The organism is Lactobacillus pasteurii DSM 23907 = CRBIP 24.76 (assembly GCF_000297025.1).
Lineage (GTDB): Bacteria > Bacillota > Bacilli > Lactobacillales > Lactobacillaceae > Lactobacillus > Lactobacillus pasteurii.
The window spans coordinates 1-23,992 of record NZ_CAKD01000020.1; the positions used below are offsets into that span (position 1 = coordinate 1).

22 protein-coding genes, 1 tRNA gene, 1 pseudogene and 1 riboswitch are annotated in these 23,992 nt (G+C 39.4%); of the genes and pseudogenes, 21 read left to right on the forward strand and 3 right to left on the reverse strand.

Going from position 1 to position 23,992, the window contains the following annotated elements:
- Together BN53_RS09715 and BN53_RS09755 are read left to right on the forward strand one after the other, a co-directional pair.
- Positions 1-410: pseudogene (locus BN53_RS09715) on the forward strand (Rpn family recombination-promoting nuclease/putative transposase); the annotation flags it as partial.
- Positions 411-469: 59 nt separating this feature from the next.
- Positions 470-616 carry a hypothetical protein gene (locus BN53_RS09755; RefSeq protein WP_009559646.1) on the forward strand — a complete coding sequence of 49 codons (147 nt, stop codon included), beginning with the start codon at positions 470-472 and terminating at the stop codon, positions 614-616.
- A gap of 60 nt (positions 617-676) precedes the next feature.
- Here the strand turns inward: BN53_RS09755 and BN53_RS04050 are convergent.
- Both BN53_RS04050 and BN53_RS04055 read right to left on the reverse strand, forming a co-directional pair.
- Positions 677-747 (reverse strand) — tRNA-Gly (locus BN53_RS04050).
- A gap of 42 nt (positions 748-789) precedes the next feature.
- Positions 790-1,383 carry an SOS response-associated peptidase gene (locus BN53_RS04055; RefSeq protein WP_009559647.1) on the reverse strand — a complete coding sequence of 198 codons (594 nt, stop codon included), beginning with the start codon at positions 1,381-1,383 and terminating at the stop codon, positions 790-792.
- A gap of 122 nt (positions 1,384-1,505) precedes the next feature.
- Between BN53_RS04055 and trpS the strand changes: the two genes are divergently transcribed.
- From trpS to BN53_RS04150, 19 genes are all read left to right on the forward strand, one after another.
- On the forward strand, positions 1,506-2,525 hold the full coding sequence (trpS, locus tag BN53_RS04060) for a tryptophan--tRNA ligase (protein ID WP_009559648.1): 1,020 nt from the start codon (positions 1,506-1,508) through the stop codon (positions 2,523-2,525).
- 11 nt (positions 2,526-2,536) lie between these two features.
- Positions 2,537-3,025, forward strand: coding sequence for a deoxycytidylate deaminase (locus BN53_RS04065; protein WP_009559649.1), 489 nt, complete (start codon positions 2,537-2,539; stop codon positions 3,023-3,025).
- The gene (locus tag BN53_RS04070; RefSeq protein WP_040537315.1) at positions 3,006-3,611 is read left to right on the forward strand and encodes a hypothetical protein; all 606 of its coding nucleotides are present in this window, start codon (positions 3,006-3,008) and stop codon (positions 3,609-3,611) included. The genes BN53_RS04065 and BN53_RS04070 overlap by 20 nt, the downstream gene beginning before the upstream one ends.
- 67 nt (positions 3,612-3,678) lie before the next feature.
- Positions 3,679-3,842, forward strand: a riboswitch (M-box (ykoK) riboswitch).
- 92 nt (positions 3,843-3,934) lie between these two features.
- Entirely contained in the window at positions 3,935-6,625 is a 2,691-nt protein-coding gene (gene mgtA, locus BN53_RS04075; RefSeq protein ID WP_009559651.1) for a magnesium-translocating P-type ATPase, read from the forward strand.
- A gap of 233 nt (positions 6,626-6,858) precedes the next feature.
- Positions 6,859-8,448, forward strand: coding sequence for an ATP-binding cassette domain-containing protein (locus BN53_RS04080; RefSeq protein ID WP_009559652.1), 1,590 nt, complete (start codon positions 6,859-6,861; stop codon positions 8,446-8,448).
- Positions 8,449-8,459: 11 nt separating this feature from the next.
- Complete coding sequence (locus BN53_RS04085; protein ID WP_133286433.1) at positions 8,460-8,684, forward strand: class III lanthionine synthetase LanKC N-terminal domain-containing protein; 225 nt, start codon at positions 8,460-8,462, stop codon at positions 8,682-8,684.
- Between the two features lie 147 nt (positions 8,685-8,831).
- Positions 8,832-10,304: an ATP-binding cassette domain-containing protein gene (locus tag BN53_RS04090; protein ID WP_162129755.1), complete on the forward strand. Its 1,473-nt coding sequence runs from the start codon at positions 8,832-8,834 to the stop codon at positions 10,302-10,304.
- Positions 10,305-10,431: 127 nt separating this feature from the next.
- Entirely contained in the window at positions 10,432-12,417 is a 1,986-nt protein-coding gene (metG, locus tag BN53_RS04095) for a methionine--tRNA ligase (RefSeq protein WP_009559655.1), read from the forward strand.
- Complete coding sequence (locus BN53_RS04100; RefSeq protein ID WP_009559656.1) at positions 12,417-13,199, forward strand: TatD family hydrolase; 783 nt, start codon at positions 12,417-12,419, stop codon at positions 13,197-13,199. The genes metG and BN53_RS04100 overlap by 1 nt, the downstream gene beginning before the upstream one ends.
- Positions 13,150-13,740 (forward strand): ribonuclease M5, encoded by a 591-nt coding sequence (gene rnmV, locus BN53_RS04105; RefSeq protein WP_420181677.1) that lies wholly within the window; start codon positions 13,150-13,152, stop codon positions 13,738-13,740. Before BN53_RS04100 ends, rnmV begins: the two co-directional genes overlap by 50 nt.
- A complete protein-coding gene (gene rsmA, locus BN53_RS04110; RefSeq protein WP_009559658.1) occupies positions 13,730-14,611 on the forward strand; it encodes a 16S rRNA (adenine(1518)-N(6)/adenine(1519)-N(6))-dimethyltransferase RsmA in 882 nt (293 codons plus the stop codon). The genes rnmV and rsmA overlap by 11 nt, the downstream gene beginning before the upstream one ends.
- 68 nt (positions 14,612-14,679) lie before the next feature.
- On the forward strand, positions 14,680-14,940 hold the full coding sequence (locus BN53_RS04115; protein ID WP_009559659.1) for a Veg family protein: 261 nt from the start codon (positions 14,680-14,682) through the stop codon (positions 14,938-14,940).
- 107 nt (positions 14,941-15,047) lie between these two features.
- The gene (purR, locus tag BN53_RS04120; RefSeq protein WP_009559660.1) at positions 15,048-15,878 is read left to right on the forward strand and encodes a pur operon repressor; all 831 of its coding nucleotides are present in this window, start codon (positions 15,048-15,050) and stop codon (positions 15,876-15,878) included.
- A gap of 49 nt (positions 15,879-15,927) precedes the next feature.
- Complete coding sequence (glmU, locus tag BN53_RS04125) at positions 15,928-17,313, forward strand: bifunctional UDP-N-acetylglucosamine diphosphorylase/glucosamine-1-phosphate N-acetyltransferase GlmU (RefSeq protein WP_009559661.1); 1,386 nt, start codon at positions 15,928-15,930, stop codon at positions 17,311-17,313.
- Between the two features lie 71 nt (positions 17,314-17,384).
- Positions 17,385-17,999 carry an SLAP domain-containing protein gene (locus BN53_RS04130; RefSeq protein WP_009559662.1) on the forward strand — a complete coding sequence of 205 codons (615 nt, stop codon included), beginning with the start codon at positions 17,385-17,387 and terminating at the stop codon, positions 17,997-17,999.
- An 87-nt stretch (positions 18,000-18,086) separates the two neighbouring features.
- Complete coding sequence (locus tag BN53_RS04135) at positions 18,087-18,773, forward strand: hypothetical protein (protein WP_009559663.1); 687 nt, start codon at positions 18,087-18,089, stop codon at positions 18,771-18,773.
- Between the two features lie 140 nt (positions 18,774-18,913).
- Positions 18,914-20,434: an SLAP domain-containing protein gene (locus BN53_RS04140; RefSeq protein WP_009559664.1), complete on the forward strand. Its 1,521-nt coding sequence runs from the start codon at positions 18,914-18,916 to the stop codon at positions 20,432-20,434.
- A 110-nt stretch (positions 20,435-20,544) separates the two neighbouring features.
- Positions 20,545-21,555 (forward strand): MupG family TIM beta-alpha barrel fold protein, encoded by a 1,011-nt coding sequence (locus tag BN53_RS04145; protein ID WP_009559665.1) that lies wholly within the window; start codon positions 20,545-20,547, stop codon positions 21,553-21,555.
- Between the two features lie 52 nt (positions 21,556-21,607).
- Positions 21,608-22,576, forward strand: a complete 969-nt coding sequence (locus BN53_RS04150) for a ribose-phosphate diphosphokinase (RefSeq protein ID WP_040537317.1) — start codon at positions 21,608-21,610, stop codon at positions 22,574-22,576.
- A gap of 41 nt (positions 22,577-22,617) precedes the next feature.
- Here BN53_RS04150 and BN53_RS04155 read toward each other — a convergent pair whose 3' ends face one another.
- Positions 22,618-23,967 carry an HD domain-containing protein gene (locus tag BN53_RS04155; RefSeq protein ID WP_009559667.1) on the reverse strand — a complete coding sequence of 450 codons (1,350 nt, stop codon included), beginning with the start codon at positions 23,965-23,967 and terminating at the stop codon, positions 22,618-22,620.
- Positions 23,968-23,992: the final 25 nt, after the last annotated feature.

The following is a 23,992-nucleotide window of genomic DNA, read 5'->3' on the forward strand; positions in this document are numbered from 1 at the left end:
AGTTGAATGACGGCTCAACTAAGGTTATCATTAACTCAAAGGGAGACTTTGCCGGCGAAAGCGATGAACTTAAGGAGCTGGCAAAACTCATGAACGATGAAGAAGTAAGCTTGAATGAGCAGTTTATCTGGGCTCAGAATAGAGTTGACGAACTAAACAAGGACAGGAGGTCGAATATCGTGAGCTACGAAAGAAACAAAAACGAATGGTTAATCGAAGGCGAAGGTCAAGGAATACTTAAAGGTCGAGCTCAAGGTAGAGCTGAAGGGCTCACAAATTTGATCATTATCTTAGGTGAGTCTGACTTTTCAGATGAGCAAATATTTGCCAAGGTTAAATCTAGATACGGTAAATACTTCACTGACGAACAGATCAAGCAGTTCATGGATGAAGCTAAGCTTGGCGTGTAAACGGAAAGGACGGGAATAATCTCGTCTTTTCTTTTTGCCCTTCATTTTCGCAAAGTTGAATGACGGCGCAACTAAGGTTATCATTTACTCAAGATGATGATGCTATCTTAAATAAGGTCAAATCTCAGTACGGCAACTACTTCAGCGATGATGAACTCAAAGAATTTATCGCCCAAGCCAAAGGCAAAACTTTGCAAGAGGTATAATTTATCAAACTAAAAAGATCCAAGATTCCTTAATCGGGAAATTGGATCTTTTCTTCTATAAGCGGATAGCGTGAATCGAACCCGCATCTTCAGCTTGGGAAGCTGACGTTCTACCATTTAACTATACCCGCATTACGCATCTTATTTTACCATGATTGTAATTTGAAAGCGAATTATTTTTCTACTTTGCTAACATCAAGTTCGATCTGACTGCGATCAATTAAAGCTGTGAAATTCTGAAATAGCCAGCGGCGCAATTCGCTAGGCTCTACTACTAGGGGCATACGCTGATGGATCGAAGCCATTGTACTATTAGGCTTAGTCGTTACCATCGAAAAGTGATCCTGCTCATAAATTCCGGCTAGCAAAGTCAGGGGTTGCTCTTTATTAGAAAATCGATACTGCTGACGGTAATAGCGACCGTTGGCTTTTTTGATGCGGTCAGATCCATATTCAAAAAATGACTGGCAAACAATCAAGCAGCGCTGGCGCTTGAAAGAATCATCCCAAATTGAGGGCTTACTTTCATAGAAGCGCTCGATTCTTGCATTAAACAAAAGCTTTTTATCGACAGGACTTGGATAGCCCCACTTTTTGTCGACTAGTTGCAATTTATCTTGGTCATACAGCAAGACCGGTGCTTGTTGTCCAGGAAAAATGTCCTTGCTTGCAAAATCTTCCCTATAATCAGAAAGTGGCAAAGCTAAGTCCTCTTGTAAATATTGTCTGATTTGAGCATAGTTTGGCAGGGTAAATTGATTACACATAGCGATCCTTTCAGAAACGGTTACAATTGTTTGTCCTTTATTCAATAATATGTCATAGTTTGATAAAATGAAAACAATAACATTAGATCAGTAAGATGATTGAAAAAGAAAGAGAGATTATTATGGCAAAGGAAATTTTGCTTACCGGAGATCGACCAACTGGCAAACTTCACATTGGTCACTATATTGGCTCTTTAAAGAACCGTGTTAAATTACAGAATTCAGATAAATACGAACCTTACATTATGATTGCTGATACGCAAGCTTTAACTGACAATGCGCGCAATCCAGAAAAGATTCGCAACTCCTTAGTCCAAGTTGCTCTTGACTACTTGGCTGTTGGTATTGATCCAGCTAAGTCAACGATTTTTGTTCAATCTCAAATTCCAGCCTTGTTTGAATTGACTGCTTACTATATGGACCTTGTTTCTGTAGCTCGTCTTGAAAGAAACCCAACTGTTAAGTCAGAAATTCAGCAAAAAGATTTCAAAGATTCAATTCCAGTTGGCTTTTTGAATTACCCAGTTTCACAAGCTGCTGACATTACTGCTTTTAAGGCAACTATCGTTCCTGTTGGAGATGACCAAGAACCAATGCTTGAACAAACTCGCGAAATCGTTCGTTCATTCAACCGCATCTATGGCAAGGAAGTTTTGGTTGAACCTAAGGGTTATTTCCCAGCTAAGGGACACGGTCGTCTTCCAGGGCTTGATGGTAATGCTAAGATGTCTAAGTCTTTAGGCAATGCAATTTACTTGGCTGACGATGCCGAAACAGTTAAGAAAAAGGTTATGTCAATGTATACTGACCCTAACCATATCCACGTTGAAGATCCAGGCCAAGTTGAAGGCAACACTGTCTTTACTTACTTGGATGTCTTTGATCCAGACAAGGATAAGGTAGCCGAACTTAAAGAAGCCTACCAAAAGGGTGGCCTTGGCGATGTTAAGATCAAGCGCTACTTGAACCAAGTTTTGGAAGCAGAACTTGCACCAATTCGCCAGCGCCGTGAAGAATATGCTCAAGACTTGGATAGCGTTTATGAAATGCTTTTGGAAGGCTCTAAGAAGGCAAACGAAAAGGCCAACCAAACCTTGCAAGAAGTTAGAAGTGCTATCGGCTTGAACTACTTTGATAGATAAGAGGTTAAGTTATGCGTGATCGAATTCCTTGGCGGCAGTATTTTATGATGCAGGCGCTAGTGATTGCTCAGCGCTCTACCTGTGATCGGGCTTTAGTCGGTAGCGTCTTAGTCAAAGACAACCGCATTATCGGCACAGGTTATAACGGAGCAGTTTCAGGACAGCCACACTGTGATGATGTCGGACATCAGATGGTTGATGGCCACTGCGTTAGAACGATCCATTCTGAGATGAATTCTTTGATGCAATGTGCCAAAAATGGCGTTTCAACTAGCGAGACGGAAATCTACGTTACTCATTTTCCGTGCTACAATTGTACAAAGGCTTTAATTCAGGCGGGAATCAAGCGAATAAATTATTATTTCGATTATCGCGACAACCCACTTGCAATACAACTTCTAAAGGATTGTGGGGTAGTATATGAACAAATTCATATTGACCGAAAATACGTTGAACAGTTGTCACATAAATTGGAAAGCGATGAAGAACATCATAAGTAGTTTCTTTTTGATGTTGATCTTTTTGACTCAGAGTGCTTTTGTTCAGCCAAATATCGATGATCAGTCCAAAATACTCAATCGAGAAACTAAAGAATTGATTCAAGCTAAGAACAATCGCTACTTGCAAACGCGCGAAAAGCCGCAGATTGTAGTAATGACGGTTAATCGAGCTGATAATTTGACGCCTAAGAAGTTGAATTCTTACAAGCGGACTTGTTTTATTGTCGTTGGTCAAAAAGGCAAAAAGCACAATGTACAGATTTTTTCTAGCAAGGACTTGCATGGTGCCTTTACCGCGGATTCGCGCATGAATATTCTTAGAGCTGCTAGCGATGATCTTCGCAGCAGCAACAAGCAGACTTTCAACAAGGGCCTGCGCTTTGTTTTCCGCGCTTGTGCCACTAGAATTGATCAGCAATATCAATATACCTTGGACAAGTACGATTTAACTAATGAAGAGCAAAACAAGATTAGCCACCCTAACCGCATTGCTTTGCCAGTAGCCATGGGAATTGTAGTGATTGTTTTGGCCTTGGCTTATTTGTTTAAGACCGTCAGAGCTGAGCAAAGAATTTCTAAAGATTAGCAAAAAAATTTGACGATTGGCTTTTTTGAGTTTAAACTCAATGCAGAAATAAAAAATAAATAGATCGCAAATGAACTGTTAGGTGAGACTCCTACGTGAACACACGCTATCGCCCAGAAACATCTAGAGATGCCAACGGGTTAAATAGGTGTCGTCGACTTAAGGCGAGATCCAGGTAGCTAGCATGTGCTTACGTCACGTAGTGTTAAAACTGAACGATTAGTTTAAACAAGCCTTATTTGGCATGGAGCTACCTTAGTGCATTTCTAAGGTAGCTTTTTTAGTTTGTTTGCCTCGTTGATTAAAAGCAAGGAGGAGTTTGCATGTTAAATGGAAGAACTAAACGAAATGACACTGTAAATTTGCAGTTGGTTCAGAAAATCGCTAAAGAGACCAAGGGTGAAACTTTAGCGAGGCTTCATGCAAGTGCAGATGGCTTGTCCAGCCAAAGAGCGGAGCAGAATCGGGCAGAATATGGCTCAAATGATATCGTCAGCAAGAGAAGAGATTCTCGGCTGAAATTTTTGGCCGAAGCCTTTTTGACGCCATTTACCATTGTATTGCTAATTTTGGCGACGATTTCGCTTTTTACTGATTATGTCTTTGCTTCAGCTGGCGAAAAAGACTTGAGCACAGTCATCATTATGATTGTGATGGTCTTTATCTCAGGTATTACTAGCTACATTCAAAATGTTCGTACCTCAAATGCTGTCGAAGACTTGCTTGGTCTGGTCTCAGTTACCACCAATATTCGCCGCGACGGCAAGAATCAAGAATTGCCAACTAGCGAAGTTGTCGTTGGGGATGTGATCAACTTGTCCGCTGGCGACATGGTGCCAGCTGATATGCGGCTTTTGACTAGCAAGGACTTGTTTTGTTCATCAAGTTCTTTGAACGGTGAATCAAATCCAGTCGAAAAGATTGCCAGCAAATTTCCTAAGATTGGCAGTGACAATGACTATCTTGATTATCCAAATATCCTTTACGAGGGAACAACAATTGTTTCTGGTTCAGGTCAAGGGGTAGTTTTTGCGACTGGAAATCAGACGATTTTTGGCAAACTTGCTCAAGACATTGCCAAAAACAAGATCAAGGAAACCGCCTTTGATACGGGAATCAAGGATATTTCTAAATTGTTGATCATCATGACGGCGGTAATTGCACCACTTGTTTTTGCCATTAATGGCTTGACTAAGGGCAACTGGATCGATGCATTGATTTTTGCGATTGCAACAGCAGTTGGTTTGACCCCAGAAATGTTGCCAGTAATCGTGACTTCTAACTTGGTTAAGGGATCGGTTGAAATGTCCAAGCACGGCACAATCGTCAAGAAGATGAACTCAATCCAAAACTTCGGCTCAGCTGATGTGCTCTGTACTGACAAGACCGGTACTTTAACTCAAGATCGAGTTGTTTTAGAGCGGCACTATGATTTGGATATGACCGAAACCAACCGTGTTTTGGAATTGTCTTACTTGAATTCTTACTACCAAACTGGAATGAAGGATTTGATCGACAAGGCCGTAATTGATGTGGCCGGGGATGAACTCAATGTTGACGATATTCAGCGCGACTACCACAAGATCGATGAAATTCCGTTTGACTTTAGTCGCCGGAGAATGAGCGTAGTTGTGGCTAATTCCGATCGTCATCACGGCCAACACCTCTTGGTAACTAAGGGAGCAGCTGAAGAAATGCTGGATATTTCAACCAGCATCGAAAAGGGCGGACAGATTCTGCCTTTGACCAATCAGCGCAAGGAAGAAATCTTAGATAATATCAACGAGATGAATGAAGATGGCTTGCGGGTGATCTTGATCGGCTACAAAGAAACTGATGCGCCAGTTGGAGAATTCTCTGTAGCTGATGAAAAAGAAATGATTCTAGTGGGCTACTTGGCCTTTCTTGATCCGCCAAAGGAGACCGCTAAGCAAGCTTTAGCCAAGCTAAAAGAAGACGGTATTACCGTTAAGATTTTGACTGGAGATAATGAAGCAGTTACTCGGGCAATTGGTTTGCAAGTGGGACTTAATGTCGACACGGTTTATACGGGTGGCGATTTAATCGATAAGAGCGATGAAGAATTAGCGCAAATGGTGGAAGAATGCAATATTTTTGTTAAGCTTTCGCCAGAACTCAAGACTAAGATTATCGAAGTCTTGAAAGAAAATGGCCACACTGTTGCCTACATGGGTGACGGGATCAATGATGCGCCAGCAATGAAAACGGCTGATGTTTCAATCTCCGTTGATACAGCGGTTGACATTGCCAAGGAATCCGCCGATATTATCTTGCTGCAAAAGGATTTAAACGTGCTTGAACACGGGGTTTTGATTGGTCGCAAGATCTTCGGCAATACGATGAAGTATATCAAGATTACTTTGTCATCTAACTTCGGCAATATCTTGTCGATTCTTGTCGCATCGTCATTTTTGCCATTCTTACCAATGCTTCCTTTGCAATTGCTGATTTTGGACTTGCTTTACGGAACTAGTTGCTTGTCCTTGCCATTTGACAGCATGTCGCAGGAATATCTAGAACAGCCAAGAACTTGGTCAACTAAGAAATTGCCTAAGTTTATGTTTTACTTTGGACCAACTTCCTCAATCTTTGACATCATCACTTTTGCAATTTTGTTCTTTGTCATTTGTCCACACTTAACTGGTGGTGACTACGCTAGTTTATCTCTAGCCCAAAAGGCCAGCTTTATTGCCATCTTCCACACTGGCTGGTTTGTGGAAAGTCTGTGGACGCAAGAAATGGTCATCCATGCCTTGCGCGACAAGGGATTGCCATTTGTTAAGCAGCGTGCTTCTTGGTCAGTGATGATGGCCACCTTTGGCGCTGGAGTGATTGGTACATTGCTTCCATTTTCTGGCTTGCGAGCAAGCTTAGACTTTGGCAAGTTGCCAATTGACTTTATTTGGATCGTCTTTGTTTTGCTGATTTTGTATATTATGCTGACAATGATCGTCAAGAAGTTCTACATGCGCAAAGAGAAGTTTTTAATTTAAATAGAATATTAAAATAGCCAGAATGCATTTTCCCTAGTAGTAGGGATGCATTCTGGCTTTTTGCTAATCTTTGCAAGGTGAGCAAGTCCTTCATATGTGCCACCTCCTTCTTAAATTTTACAAATACGAATATTTGTGTATCTAAATATAGAGCTTTTTATTATAAAAATTAAGATAAATGTTGAAAAAATATTATAAATGATTAAAATTATAAAGTGATAGGTGGTGGTACCATGAATTTCTTTAATTTTATAAAGAGAAATAGATTATTTTTATTTTTAACTTCGATTGCAATAATACTGATATCGATGTTAAGTTCGATTAATAATTATATTGCTATTCCAATGATATCGGCATTACAATACAGAAAATTGAATAAATTTTGGACTTTAATAATTATCAATATTTTTATTGGAATTACATATTATGTAGTTAAAGTATTATTGGACTATTTAATTGAAAGAAAAATTCAAAAGTACCTTCTTAGTCTAAGAATAAATATTTTATCAAATCTATATTTCTTAAGATCAACCGATGACATTTCAGAATTACAGAATGATTTGATTAATAAATTTCAGGAAATTGAAAATGGCTATTTTTTGCCTATTTTTAGTATTATTCAATCTATAGTAACGATCATAGTTATATTTTTAACGATTAGTAGAATAAATATTGGTTTAAGCTTTTTTTTGATTATAACGGCTACGTTAACTTTGATAACATCTAAGATATCTGGAAGAAGATTGGATGCAATAGTTAAAATTGTTGCTGATAAAAAAGAGGTATTAATCAAACAAATAGGAGAATGGTTTCCAACTTTGAATTTAGTTAGAGATTTTCATGTAGAAGCTGTTTTGTATGATGAAATTCTAGCTAAAAGTCAAGAACTAGAAAATGCAAAAATTGATAAAGCTAAAATAGAACAAGACAATGATTTCTTGATTGATAATTCAGCGAATTTGATAAAAGTCATTTTGCTCATGATAGTTGCGTTTTTGGTTTACAGGAATTATTTAACAATTGGAGTGTATTCTGCAATTGGTGGATTTTTATATAGCATCTTAGAATCGATGAGAACAATTACTAGTGGTTTGACTTTAATAAGAGGAACAAAAGATATTAGAAATCAAATCGATAAAAAATTGTCTGATCACAATCAGAGAGAAGAAATCAATAGTAGAGATTTTCAGATGCTCAAGGTTAGTGATTTAAAAGTTTACTTTAAGACTGGTGAAAACATTTCTTTTCCTGATTTTGAAATAAAAAAGGGAGAAAAAGTGTTACTTACAGGTGATTCGGGAGTAGGTAAGAGTACATTGCTGCGAGCTATATTAGGGCTTGAGAAAAATATTACAGGAAAAATTGAGTTTATAGCACCGGATCAGAGAATCGTGAAGTTCAATTCATATGATATAGGATATATACAACAAAATCCTGTTCTATTTCCGGGAACAATTAAAGACAACATATCGATGTTTGATGACGATAAACAGTTAATGTTGCGTATAAATAAAAAAATAGAACTAATGTGCTTTAATTCAGATCTTTTAACGTTTTCTCAAGGACTAAATACAAGAATTGAGTCATCGGATTCTTGGCTATCTGGTGGGCAAAAACAAAAAATTGTGCTAATCAGAAATAGTATTATAGAAAAACCAATTTTTTTAGTAGACGAAGCAACAAGCGCTATTGATGCAAAAGCAAGGGTAAAAATTATTCAAGAGTTTTTAAAAACAGATGCGACTGTAGTATGGATAGAACATAACTTGAATAAGCAGATAGTTAATTTATTTGATAGAGAGATAAATTTGAATAATGGGTAGGTGTGGTTGCTGTGAAAACTTTGCAAAACACAAAAGAATATAATCGTGTAGATATTCTACCAAGTTTTATAACAGATGTAGATTTGCTAAATATAGCAAGAGATGAAGGAGAAACATTTTTACAAATAAACCTCTCAGATTGCAAATTGCCAGATCAGGGTTTTAAAATACATATTTCGACAACTCTAGCTAATTATCAAAGAACATTAGATGCGGTTTTTAATTTTTGTTATTGACATGGCAGAAAGGTTAAAAATATGATTTCAATAAATAATATGTTGAGACAAAACCTAGTTAGATCTGCTACTATTCTTTTATCATGTATACTTTCAGCATTACTAACTGTTTTCGTACGATACAATCTAACTTGGCAGGCTAACCTGTTGCAAAAAAATGATTTTAAAGGATTTTTCTTTCTATCAATAATTAGTCTATTGGCATACATATTAGGAACTTTTTTAAACTATTTCGGTACATATTATTTACTTTCGAAAAATATTCAGCAATATTCTCATTCAATTCGAGCAGAACTATTAAAAAGGTATAGCAGTGATCTTGTTGTTAGCAAAGCTAAGAATGATATGGTTAACAATATTGAAATTATTGAAAATAGGTACTTTATTTTATTGGTAGCATTATTTGATAATTTTTGTTTACTAATATTCTCTATTTTAGCCATTTTGTCTTTACACTGGATAATTGTAATTACAACTTTAGCCTTAGCAATTATATTATTAAAATTACCAGATATATTTAAAAGAGTTTTGGAAGAGACAAGTTTCTCTACCTCAAATCAGACAAAAAATTATATTGAGTCCATTGCAAATTGGGTTAATGGGTTAGATATTTTGCGTAGATTTAATAAATATGATGTATATACTAGAAAATTGAGTATAGCTTCAAAACTATACACTGATGCATGTATAAAAAATATAAGAGTAGGCAAAAGTGCATCATTAGTAGTAATTGTAGGTAACGTTGTTGCTCAATTAATGATTTTAGCTTTAACAGGTATATTGATAATTAATAGCGCAGTGCCTTTTGGTGCGATTTTTAGCATAGGTACGCTCATTGGTTATACTTTTAGTTATGTTGTAATACTTGCTAATGGATTAATCCAGATGAAGAGTGGTGGAGCAGTTGTTAAACAACTTAACTCACAATTAAATCAAGGACCTGTAAAGGTGAATGAAGTTTCGGATTACCAAGTTGAAAAATATATAATTAAAGATGTAAGCATTAAGTTCGATAATGGTACTAAAATTTTATATCCAAATATAGATATTGACTATGGCGAAAAAATACTATTAACCGGGCAGTCGGGCACGGGAAAATCTAGCCTATTCAAGGTGTTGTTAGGTCAGTTGCAAACTGCAACTGGAGAAATTGAAGTTATTGATAAAAATGGAAAAACTTATCCATTAGAAAGCGCTAATATCGGTTATGTACCTCAAGATCCAATTTTATTACCCGCCTCGATTATTGATAATATTACGATGTTTTCTTCAAATTTACGAGCACAGGCTCTGGAGATAATTGAACAAGTAAAGCTGAAAAAAGATATAAATAAGTTTAGAGACGGTGTTGATAGCTTGATAAATGCGGCTGGTAGTAATTTATCAGGAGGACAAAAGCAAAAGATAATTTTAGCAAGGACATTACTTTATAAAAAGCCGTTAATTCTAATAGATGAGGGTACAAGTGCAATTGATGCGCGCAGTTCTGAAGAAATATTAAGAGTTGTAACTAATATTGATGCGACTGTTATTGTGATTGGACATAATTTATCAAGTAGTATGAAGAAACTATTTGATAAGGAGATTACATTACAACCCATTGATCCAGATCTAAAATAGCCAGAATGTATTTTCCCTAGTAGTAGGGATGCATTCTGGCTTTTTGCACTATTAATACTAGCCTAGCAAGTTTTGCATGGTGTATTATAGTAGATAAAGCAATTTTATTAAGGAGATTGGAAAATTTATGGCCGATAAAAAGACTTTTTATATTACAACACCAATTTACTATCCATCAGGCAAACTAACAATCGGAAATGCTTATACTAGTGTGGCAGCCGACTCAATGGCTCGCTACAAGCGTAGCCAAGGCTACGACACTTTCTTCTTGACTGGTGACGACGAACACGGCTTGAAGATTGAACAAAAGGCTCAAGAACAAGGCATCAAGCCACAAGAATATGTCGACAAGATGGCTGCTTCATACAAGGAATTATGGAAGCTGTTAGACATTTCATACGACAAGTTCATTCGTACAACTGATAAAGAACACGTTGAGGCTGTTCAAAAGATCTTCGAACGCCTATTGAAGCAAGGCGACATTTACCTTGGCGAATACACTGGTTGGTACTCAGTTGAAGATGAAGAATACTTCACTGAATCACAATTGGCCGAAGTATATAAGGATGATGAAGGTAACGTAATCGGCGGTAAGGCTCCATCTGGCCATGAAGTTCGCCTAGTTAAGGAACCTTCTTACTTCTTTAGAATGAGCAAGTATGCAGATCGCTTAGTTGAATACTACAAAGAGCACCCAGAATTTATCTTGCCACATTCTCGCGAAAAGGAAATGATCAACAACTTTATCAAGCCAGGTTTGGAAGATCTTTCTGTGACTAGAACAACCATTGACTGGGGTATTCCAGTTCCTAGCGATCCAAAGCACGTTGTTTACGTTTGGATTGATGCTTTATCAAACTATATCTCTGCTTTAGGCTATGCTTCAGATCATGATGAATTATTCAAGAAGTACTGGCCAGCTGATGTTCACTTAGTAGGTAAAGAAATTGTCCGCTTCCACACTATCTATTGGCCAATTATGTTGATGGCACTTGACTTGCCATTACCTAAGCAAATCTTCGGTCACGGCTGGGTTTTGATGAAAGACGGCAAGATGTCTAAGTCTAAGGGTAACGCAGTTTATCCAGAAATGATCGTTGGTCGCTATGGACTTGACGCTTTGCGCTACTACTTGATGAGAGCTATTCCATTTGGTTCAGATGGTATCTTTACGCCAGAAGACTTTGTCGAAAGAGTCAACTTCGACTTAGCTAACGACCTTGGCAACTTGCTCAACAGAACTGTCTCAATGATCAACCAATACCAACAAGGACAAGTTGCCCCAGTAGCTAGCGAGCAAGATGAATTTGGTCTTGATTTGCAAAAGACTGCTGCAGAAACTATTGCCGACTACAAGGCGCAAATGGACAACTTGCACTTCTCTCAAGCTTTAGATTCAATCTGGAAGTTGATCAGCCGTGCCAACAAGTACATCGATGAAACTACTCCTTGGATCTTAAATAAGGAAGAAAAGAAGGCTGAATTGTCACGCGTAATGACCAACTTGGCTGAAAGCTTGCGTTTGGTTGCAATCTTGATTTCACCAATTATGACTCAAAGTCCAGTTAAGATCTTCAAGCAATTGGGTCTTGATTGGGACAATGCGGCTCAAAAGGACTTGAATTTTGGCGGCTTTGGCTGGGATATCAAGGTAACTGAAAAGCCACAACCAATCTTCCCAAGATTGAAGAACGAAGAAGAAGTTAAGTACATCAAGGAAGAAATGAAGAAGGCTAAGCCAAAGAAGCAAAGCCGTCGTCAGCAACAAGCTCAAACTAGCGATAACTTCATCACTATTGATGATTTTGACAAGGTAAAGATTCAAGTAGGTCAAGTCTTGTCAGTAGAACCAGTTAAGGGCTCAAGTAAGCTGCTTTGCTTCCAATTAGACTTTGGCAATGGTCAAAAGCGCCAAATCTTATCTGGAATTAGAAAGTTCTACCCAGACGAAAGTCAATTGCTAGGCAAGAAGGTATTGGCTGTAGTTAACTTGAAGCCTAGAAAGATGCTTGGTATGGAAAGTCAAGGTATGCTTTTATCAAGTGAAAAAGACGGTCAAGTAAAATTGGCTATCGTTGGCGATGAACACGAACTTGGAGCTGATTTAGGCTAATGAAATTAATCGACAACCATACTCATTTAAATGATGAGCCATTCCGCGGAAAAGAATTGGCTTATTTGGAGCGGGCCGTTAGCTTGGGCGTTGATCAAGTAATTTGTGCTGGGCAAGATCCTGAATTCAACCAGCGCGCCATTGACCTAGCTGAACGTTTTGATGATGTATTTGCTACAGTTGGCTACTGCCCTGATGTGGCTAAGGACTACGACGACAAGGCAGAAGAGCTATTAATCAAGCAGCTTAAGCATCCTAAAGTCGTAGCCTTAGGAGAAGTGGGGCTAGACTATTATTGGGATGAGTCGCCAAGAGACGTGCAAAGGGCAGTCTTTGAAAGACAGGTTGAAATCGCTCATCAGATGCATTTGCCAGTTAACATCCATACTAGGGATGGTTTTGAAGATTGCTACGAAATCTTGAAGAAGGCTAACCTAGAATATGGCGCAATTTTGCACAACTTCAATGGAAATAAGGAGTGGCTGGAGAAGTTCTTGCCATTGAATATCAACTTTTCTTATTCTGGCGTTGTTTCCTTTACTAAGGCAACTGACGTGCATGAATCGGCTAAGCTAGTCCCACTTGACCGTATGCTAGTTGAAACCGATGCGCCATACTTAACGCCAAAGCCATATCGTGGCAAGCAAAATGAACCAGGCTATGTGCATTATGTTGCAAAAGCAATTGCAGACTTGCGCGGAATGACTTTGGAAGAAGTTGCCCAAGTAACTTATGACAATACAAAGAGGATATACAATCTTGATAAAGAAGAAGCAATTTAATGCTGTTGTCGTGGTTGAAGGCAAGGATGATACCATCAGATTGCAGCAATTTTTCCCAGGAATAGAGACAATTGAAACCAATGGTTCAGCTGTTTCTGCTCAGGTTCTAGCGCAAATTAAACAGCTCAGTCAAAGTCGCGAGATTATTGTCTTTACAGATCCGGACTTTAATGGCGAAAGAATCCGCCGAATCGTTACTGAAGCTGTGCCGACTGCTAAGCAAGCCTTCATCACTCGTAAAGAGGGCGAGCCAGACAAGGCGGGATCTTTAGGAGTAGAACATGCTTCTAAAGAGGCTTTGGAGCGGGCTTTATCTGATTTGCACGAAGAAAAAGCAAGCTCAAGCGATCTGACTGAAGCAGATTTTCGCGACTTGGGCTTAGCCGGTGGCGCAGAAGCAAGAAAGCTGCGCGAAGCAGTGGGGATTAAACTGGGAGTTGGCTATGGTAACGCCAAGACTTTTTATAAGCGCTTGCAGACCTTTGGAATTTCTAAAGAGCAGTTGCTAGCAGCAATTAAGGTGGTAAAGAATGCAGAATAGAATTGCAATTGATTCGCCAATTAGAACTCAAGCAATCGTTAATCGTTATTTTGTCAAAGCTAAAAAGAACCTTGGCCAAAACTTCTTGGTCGATCATGCAGCTATTATGGGAATTGTCGAAGCAGCTGAGGTCAAGCCAGGCGATCAAGTAATCGAAATCGGCCCTGGAATTGGGTCTTTGACTGAACAATTGCTTTTGGCTGGGGCTAAGGTTTTTGCTTATGAAGTGGACGATTCCTTGCCGGAAATTTTGCACAATGAACTTCCACAAAAAATTGGCGACGATGAACTAGCAGATCGTTTCAAGCTTTTGCTCAAGGATATCTTGCAGGCAGACTTTAGAAATGATATCGGCGATTTCTTTGACTTTGATCAGGAAATTAAGGTCGTAGCCAACTTGCCATACTACATTACAACTCCAATTATTTTTAGCTTGGCTAATTCCGACTTGAACTTTTCATCCTTGACTTTGATGATGCAAAAAGAAGTCGCAGAGCGCCTTGAAGCGGGTCCTAATAGCAAGGATTATGGTCCATTGACCATTGCCGTTCAAACGCAGATGCAGGTAGAGCTTGCCTTGACGGTTGGCCACAATTCCTTTATGCCAGCACCAAAAGTTGACTCTAGCGTAGTAGTGCTGAAGCCATTGGCCGAAAAGGTTGATGTTGGCGATGTGAAACATTTCAATCGAATTGTTAAAATTTGCTTTGCCCAAAGAAGAAAGACCTTGAACAACAACTTGAAGAATTTGGTTCAAGATGCAGATAAACGTGCGGAAATTATTGAAAAATTAGGTCTTAAACCAACAGTTCGTCCAGAGAACCTGACCATTCAGCAGTTTATTGATTTGGCTAAAATGATTCAATCATAATTTTTTCATGAAACATATTGCTATATAGCTTAAAATATGGTAAAATTGACTCCAAAGGAGTTGTTTTAATGCCAACATCTATTACTACAATTAAACATAAGCTGGATTCTCACTTGGGTGACCAAATTACTGTGGTGGCACAAGCGGGTCGTAAGAAGACTACGAAGCGCCGTGGAATTTTGAGAGAAACTTTCCCAGCAGTTTTTGTAGTTGATTTAGACCAAGATCAGAATAACTTTGAACATGTTTCTTACAGTTATACTGACTTGTTAACTAAGAACATCGCTTTAGAATTTGACGACGATGAACTAGAAGAAGCTGAAGCTTAATTAGGAAGATAAAAATAACACTAGCATTTTTAAAAATGTTAGTGCTTTTTTTTGGCTTTTAGAGTATATTGTATAAGACAAATACAAACATTAAGAAAGGAATTAACATGAAACGTTCAGAAAGACTTGTTGATATGACCAAATTTTTGATGGAACGTCCACATAAATTGATTTCATTGCCATTTTTTGCTCAACGCTACGACGCTGCCAAATCTTCGATTTCTGAAGACCTAGCCATCTTAAAGCACACTTTAGCCAGCAACCAAGATGGAATCCTTGAAACTGTTGCTGGTGCAGCCGGAGGAGTTCGCTATATTCCATATTTGGGCAAGAGTCATGCCGAAGAATATTTATCTGATCTAGCATCTAGAGTAGAAGACCCTAGCCGAATTTTGCCAGGAGGATTCGTCTATCTGTCAGATGTCTTATCAAACTCTCAAGACTTGCAACAGATCGGAAAGCTATTTGCGACTAGATATGCTTATTCCAACGTTGATGTCGTAATGACCGTTGAAACTAAGGGAATTTCGCTTGCTCAATCAGTTGCTAGATACTTGAACGTGCCATTTGTGATTGCCAGAAAGCGCTCAAAGGTAACTGAAGGCGCAACAGTTTCTGTAAACTACATCTCTTCATCTTTAGATCGCGTATCCAAGATGGAATTGCCTACTAGAGCCTTGAAGAAGGAATCTAACGTCTTGATTGTCGATGACTTCATGAAAGGCGGCGGCACTTTGACTGGAATGGAACAGCTTGCACACGAATTTGACTGCGACGTTGTGGGAATCTGCGTTCTTTGCGAAGCCGACTTTGACAAGGATAAATTGGTCGACGACTACATGTCTTTAGTCAAGATCAACAAGATCGATACCCAGAAGAAGATAATTTTAGCAGAACCTGGCAACTTCTTGACCGAAACCGACTTCTCCCATTTATAAAAAATGGTATACTTAAAGTTGATTTTGATAATAAGAGGTTACAAAAACAATGAAGAAATTTGTAGTTATCCTTGCTGCTGGTAAGGGGACCAGAATGAAGTCAAAACTTTACAAGGTTTTGCACCAAGTTTGCGGCAAAACAATGGTCGAACACGTAGTTGATGCTGCTAAGGGCACTGATCCTGAAAAGATCATCACAGTTGTAGGAACTGGTGCAGAAAAGGTTAAGGAAGTTTTGCAAGGTCAATCTGAGTTTGCCTTCCAAGAAAAGCAATTAGGTACAGGTCACGCAGTTTTGACCACTAAAGATATCCTAGGTGATTTAGAAGGCGAAACTTTGGTTGCAACTGGCGACACTCCTTTATTTACTAGCGAAACTTTCAACAATTTATTTGCCTACCACCAAGAAAAGGGCAATGCAGCTACTGTTTTGACAGCTGAAGCTCCAGACCCATTTGGCTATGGCCGAATCATTCGCGACGACCAAGGCAATGTGCTTAGAATCGTTGAACAAAAAGACGGCAAGCCAGAAGAATTGAAAGTTAAAGAAATCAACACTGGTATTTTCTGCTTTGACAACAAGAAGCTCTTTGAAGCTTTGTCACATGTTGGCAACAACAACTCTCAAGGTGAATACTACTTGACTGACGTTTTGGAAATCTTGCGCAATGAAGGTCAAAGAGTTGGCGCATACAAGATGCACGACTTTAGCCAAAGCCTTGGCGTCAACGACCGCGTTGCTTTAGCGCAAGCAAGCAAGATCATGCAAAAGCGTATCAACGAAGAACATATGCGTGAAGGCGTAACTTTCATTGACCCTGATACAGCTTATATCGATAGTGATGTAAAAATTGGCAATGACACGATCATCGAAGGCAACGTTGTAATCAAGGGCAGGAGCGAAATCGGCAGCGAATGCTACATCACTAGTGGATCAAGAATCGTTGATTCCAAGGTAGGCAACAAGGTTACTATTACCTCATCGACTTTAGTTGAAGCTGAAATGGATGATGAAAGCGACATCGGCCCTAACTCTCACCTTCGTCCACTTGCTAAGATCGGCAAGGGCGTTCATATCGGCAACTTTGTTGAAGTCAAGAAGGCAGAAATTGGCGAAAACACCAAGGTTGGTCATTTGACTTACATTGGGGATGCAACTTTAGGCAAGGATATCAATGTTGGTTGTGGTACCATCTTCTCTAACTTTGATGGCGTTAAGAAGTTCCACACTAACGTTGGCAACAAGTCCTTTGTTGGTGCAGGTTCAACTTTAATTGCCCCAATCAATGTGGCAGATCATGCCTTTATCGCAGCTGATACAACTGTAACTAAAGATGTTGGCCGCTACGAAATGGCAATTGGTCGTGGCCGTCAAGTCAACAAGGAAGACTACTGGCACAAGTTGCCTTTGTCAGAAGGTAAAGATTGGCAATAATCACGAAAGCTAGCAAAGCTGCTAGCTTTTTTGTTTCGGTTATAATGGTGGTAGATAGGCAGGTGATCGTAGTGAAAAAGTTTCTACTCCTTTTTTGTTTATTTTTGAGTCTAACTGCAAGCCCAGCTTTGGCTGACAGCAAGAAAACTAAGTCCAAGACTAGCAGTCCAGTTGTTAAAGTTAGCAATAAAGATATCAAAGTCGACAGCAAGCGCAGCTATGTAATTTTGCTAAAAGATCAAGCATATCTTACCAGCAAACTGAAGGCCAGCAAAAAGTTAATCAAGAAAAAGGCAATTTTTAGCGTGGCTTATGTGCGCTTTACCGATAAGCAGATTTACTATGCTAATAAGAATCATCAATGGATTCCAGCTGCAAGCACCCATGGTACGGTTTGGTATCAAGAAGATGCCCATACGATGATGGTTTTGTCGACTGACAAAAAGGGTAAATTAAGCTACATCCTTTATAATCCAGCTAAAGTAACGCGTCTTCTTTTGACCCATAATTCCTACGTTTACGATGCTCAAGGACAATTATTTTTATCCAAAAAATCAACCATTACCAACCTGAAAAAAGGACAAGTCCTGGACGGATATTCCTCCCAAACAGTTAGTGGAAAGAAATTTTACCTAACTAATAAGGGCTGGATCAAGGCAAGTAACGCTAAAGTAGTAAAGAAATAGTAAAATCGAAAAAATTGGCTACAATTTTTCCGAAAAAGGTCTACAATATTCAAGTAATCTGAGATACATATAAACGAGGTAAAAACTATGAAGTTAGATCGTAAATTGATGATGGTTTCTGTTGCAGCTTTGATGAGTGTTAGTCCTGTCTTGACTGTTGCAACTAATGCCACCAGCACAGTTCAGGCTGCTAGCGTTTATAAGACTTACGGCAAAAATAGCTCAGTTAAGACTGTTAAAGCTGGCTACTTTGTTGACAAAAATGGCAAGAAGACCAGCAAGAAGATGCCAAAGGGTGGCCAATACACTATTTGGGAAGTTGAACAAATCAAGGGTCAATACTACTTCAGCATTCAATCTGACTTGAAGTATTGGATGCCAGCTTCAGTAACTAAGGGCTCAGTTCAATACAAGTCTGGCAACAAGACCATCACCATTGTTACTGATGGCAAGGGTGGCGTTAAGACTAGCACAGCTCAAGCTAAGAGCAGTAAGAAAACTGTAGTTAAGACTACTAAGACTACCAAGAAGTCAACCAAGACTGCCAAGGCAACAACTAGTAAGCCAGTTACTTTAGTGACTATTAGAAAGGCCCAAGTTTTTGACCAAAACGGCAAGAAGGCTAAGTCTTACATGGGCAGCAAGAAGTGGACTGTCATTGGCAAGGGCGTAACTGTTAAGGGGTTAGGCACTAAGAAGATCAATGGCGAAGATTACTACGCTTTGCAACCAGGCAAGTACTACATCAAGGTTAGCGACGTAAAAGTTAAATAAATTACAAATATTAATATTTAGTCACAAAGACCGTTTCTTACTGAACGGTCTTTATTTTTGCGTTATAATGGTAGATGTTAAACTTAGCTAGATTTAGGTAAAATTTTAGCAATTATTTGATTTACGAGGTAAAAGTATACATGAAATTAAGTCATAAATTAGTGATGGTTTCGGCAGCTGTGTTAATGGGGGTTAGCCCACTTGTTGGGGCTAGCCAAGCAGTAGTAGAAGCTGCTCCCAAAAAGACCACTACTAGCGCTAAGAGCACAGGTACAATTGTTTTAGGACGCAATGCATATGTTTACTTTGCTAATGGTAAGCGCAACAAAAACTACAAATTCGACGGCAAGACTTGGCCAGTAATTGGCAAGGGCGCTAGCCTTAAGACTGCTGGTCTTAAGACAATTAATGGCGTTGATTACTACGATATTGGTGGTGGCAACTACATTAAGGCAGCTAATGTTGCTACTCTTAATGGCAAAAAGGTGACTGCTTCAACTTCAAGCACTACTAAAGTTAAGACTGTTAAGTTGACCAAGAATGCCTATGTTTATAGCAAAACTGGCGTGCGCATCAAGTCAGCAGCAACTTTGAAGAAGGGTACTACTATCAAGTACTACGGCACTAAGAAAATCAAGGGTAAGCAATACTTTAAACTTGCTAACAACCAATTTGTTAAAACTGCTAATGCCAAGGTAGCTACTGAAGAAGTTCAAGACGATATGACTATGATCAATATCGTGAAGAACTCAATCATTTACGATGGCAATGGTAGTGCTTATGAACCAAAACAAAAGATCATCAAGGGTGCACAATACGTAGCCTTGAAGGCTAAGCAAATCGACGGCAAGTGGTACTACATGATCGGCAACAGTGATGCTGGCGAACAATGGATCAAGGCGGTCAACACTACTTTAGCTTCAGGCAAGGCTTTGATTCCTGACACTACTCCAGACAATGTTAGCCAAGATGATGTTGATGCTGACTCAACGATTGCCATTTTGAGCCAAAAGACTAATACTTATGATGGCAACGGCGTAGCTACTTCAAACACTTTCAACGCTGGTCAAAGATTGAGAGTTAGCTCATTACGCTACATCTGGGTAGCTTCTGAAAACAAGGCGGAATTGTTCTACGAATTATCTAGTGCTCCTAAGGGTTACTTCATCAAGCAAAGCGCAGTTTCAAGCATTTCAGGCAAGCCATTGAATGCAACTAACACTGCTGATGAAGCTCGCTTGGGCGGCGTAGTAGCAACTGCTAACGACAAGGCAAACTTGAACACTGCTATCAAGGATAGCGCAACAGTTAAGGTTTCAGACAGCTATAAGCTTTCAGCTAAGACTGCCAGAGATGCATATGACGCAGCTATTACTGCTGGACAAGTTGCTGCTAACAGCGACAAGTCAAGCTTATTGCAAGTTAACAACGCTTTGTCTGCAATCAACAATGCCAAGGCAGCTTTGAATGGTGCTAAGATCAAGGTAGCTTCTTTAGCAAGCTTGACTACTAGCGAAGCAGATCAAATTATCAACTTGGCAGCTACTGTCAACGGCGTAGCTACTAGCCAAGTACAATTTGCTAACAACAACCAAAACTTGATCATTACTCAATCAAATGGTTTGGTTCAAACTCTCAACGTTAGCGACTATGCTGGCTAATTTGATTACAATTTGAATACAAAAGACACAACTGACTACTCGGTTGTGTTTTTTCTTTATAAAATAAATGCTTGGGGTAAGAATTTTGTAAAAAAGTATGTGAGGAAACTATGTTAGGTTTTTCAATATATCTTGACCATGCCATGACGGCTGAGGATTACAATTACTTGATTGCCATGCGAAATGCTGGCTTTAATCAGGTATTTGTCTCATTGCTCAGCCTTAAAGGCGTTGCTGAAGAAATAAAGCCGCGCCTGATGGAGCTTACGAAGTGGTGTGAGAATTTAAACTTAAAGGTCGAACTGTTTGCTTCGCCAGAAATTTTGACAGAAATTGGGGCCAGCTTAGATAATGTCGGCCAGATTCAGGCGCTGCATATTAACTGCTTGCGCTTGTCAGGCGAGGTTGCCATTGATGTTTTAGCAAGATTATCCAAGTCGCTAGAAGTGGCAATTAACGCTAACCAAATCGACCGCGAGATGGTCAATCAATTGCGCGAGTATAATGCAGCCTTTGATCATTTGATTGCTGGCTATGCCTATTATCCACAAGTTGAAACTGGAATTGATGAAGCTTGGTTCAAAAAGCGGAATAAATGGTTAAAGCACCAAGGTTTTAAGGTTGAAGTCTTTATAGCTAGCAGCAATAGCACAAGACAGGATGTAACTTTAGAATGTTTGCGCCAGCAAAATCCGCTATCTAGCATGCTTTATTTGAAAAAGTATTGTGAGCGCATAATCGTTAGCAGCCATTTAGATAGCAGCGAGATTTTGGTCTTCAATAATTATTTGCAAAAATCCGCCATTAGCCTGCACCTAGATAGTGAAGCAGATTGGCTGTATGATCGCCCTTGGATCAATGCAGATTATTTAGCTAGAGATATCGTGATGCTAGGAGAAGTTAGCGACAAACAATTTGATCAAGATAATGGCCTAGCTCGGCCTGCTGGCAGCGTCTGCGTGACCAATAGCAGCTATGAAGGCTTTAGCAATTATCTACAAATCAGCAAAAGAGATCTACCAGCCGATCCAAGAATTACCCTTTTAGGTCAGATCAAAGCTGAAGATTTGTCACTATTAAGGTTAATTGATCCAAAAAAGCCAGTATTTTTTGTTAAATAGACAATTTTTTTGCTAAAATAGAGGTTGTTAGCATATTTTTATGGAGGAAGCTATGTCTTATAAAGACGATTTAAAGATTTTTGCCCTTAATTCAAATGTTCCCTTGGCTAAGAAAATTGCTGATCGCGTTGGGGTTGAACTCAGCAAGTCAAGCGTAGAGCGTTTTAGCGATGGCGAAATTCAAATTAACATTGATGATTCTGTTCGTGGTAAGGATGTTTATCTGGTTCAATCAACTAGTGATCCAGTTAATGACAACTTGATGGAACTCTTGATTATGATCGATGCAGTTCGCCGTGCAAGTGCTAGAACGATTAACTTGGTAATTCCTTACTATGGTTATGCGCGTCAAGACCGCAAGACTCGTGCGCGTGAACCAATCACAGCTAAGTTAGTAGCAGACATGTTGCAAGCAGCTGGTGCTGATCGTGTCTTGTCACTTGACTTGCACGCACCACAAATTCAAGGATTCTTCGACATCCCTGTTGATAACTTGATGGGTGCACCATTACTAGCAGATTACTTCTTGAGCAATCACCTTGAAGAAAATGCCGTAGTTGTTTCACCTGACCACGGCGGTGTTACTAGAGCTAGAAAGTTAGCTGAATTCTTAGGTACCAATATTGCCATTGTTGACAAGCGTCGTCCTAAGGCTAATGTAGCTGAAGTTATGAACATTATCGGTGATGTTAAAGGCAAGCGTGCGATCATTATCGACGATATGATCGATACTGCTGGTACAATTACTTTGGCTGCTCAAGCTTTGATTGATGCTGGTGCAACTGAAGTTTACGCTTCAGCAACCCACGCAGTTTTGTCAGGTCCTGCAGTTGATCGTTTGAACAATTCAGTTATCAAGAACTTGGTCTTGACTGATTCAATCAACCAACCTGAAGAAAAGAAGCTTGATAAGATGTTGCTAGTAACGGTTGGCTCAATCATGGGGGATGCAATCAAGTGCATTCAAGAACACAAGCCACTTAGTCCTTTGTTCAATACTAGATACCAAGCTAATAAATAATAAAAAAGGAATTGATCAAAGTTGATCAATTCCTTTTTGCTTTATTCTGTCTTAAATTGAAGCTGGCCATTATGAACATATTTGGCAAATTCTTGATAGATTGGATCAAAAATTTGTGGGTCAATATTTTTGGCTAGCATGGTCTTAGGGAAGAAGAAGCGCTCATCCCCTTGGAAGGTACCGTTTAAGGCCTTAACTAAGGGACTCATTTCTGACAATTCAATCAAGGAGCCGTCGTCTTGCATAATTTCAATCTGGCTGTTGGCATTTTTGCCAGTTGGCTTGTAGGCATCATAAGGCTCATCAAAGGCGGAATTGACTTCGGTATAGTAAGTTGGGTCAAAGCCGGCTTCTTTGATCAACTGCTTCAATTTTGGCAAAAGTGGCTTAGTGCTATCGGTGATCTTGATGCTAGCTAATTGCTTTCTAAACAGATAGCGATTAGCTAAGTCAGCCAGAATCTCATCGCTAGAATCAGTCCACATTGAGAAGTTGGTCTCCATCACGCCGTCATCAAGCTTGAGATAATCAGCTAAAGTCCAATTTCCTTCAAGAAACTTAGCTAGTTCTGGCGTAACTAGAATTTTGCCTTCTTGATAGACATCTTTAGCTCTTTGCAAAAGGTGATGCAAGATAACTTCCATTGACCGGCCAACGCGGTGGAAGTAAACTTGTTGGTACATTTGGTAGCGAGAAACAATGTAGTCTTCAACGGCATGCATCCCATTGTTGTTAAAGCAAATGCCATCTTTATATGGACGAATTACGCGCAAGACCCGGGAAATATCAAAATGCCCATAGCTAACGCCAGTAAAGTAGGCGTCGCGCTGCAAGTAGTCCATTCGATCGGCATCGGCTTGACTGGAGATCATCTTGACGACTTGTGGGTTAGGGTAGGTCTTGGCAATAACGCTTGCGACAAGCCCAGGAAATTCTGGATCGACTTGTCTGAGGGCCTGATTGACTTCGGTATTTGGATTGGTAATGATTTCTTGGCCGATTTTTTCGTGATTGGTGCCAAATAAATGCTCGAAGGTGTGAGAATATGGGCCGTGACCAATATCATGCAAGATAGCTGCACATTCGACTAATAGCCGGTTATTGTCATCCCATAGGCCATCTGCTGGAGTTTGGCTTGGATATTTTTTAGCAAAAATATTGCAAATTTGTCTAGTCAATTCGTAAACGCCAAGATTATGTTCAAACCTTGTATGCGTTGCTCCAGGAAAGACATAGCTAACCGGACCTAATTGCTTGATGCGGCGCATGCGCTGGAATTCTTTTGATTTTAAAATATCTAGAATAACCTTATCCTCAATATGGATATAGCCGTGAACTGGGTCGCGCAGGACGACTTCGTTGTGCAATTTTTCGCTGGTAAATTTTTTCATAGTAATTCCTCGAATTTTTTCTTTA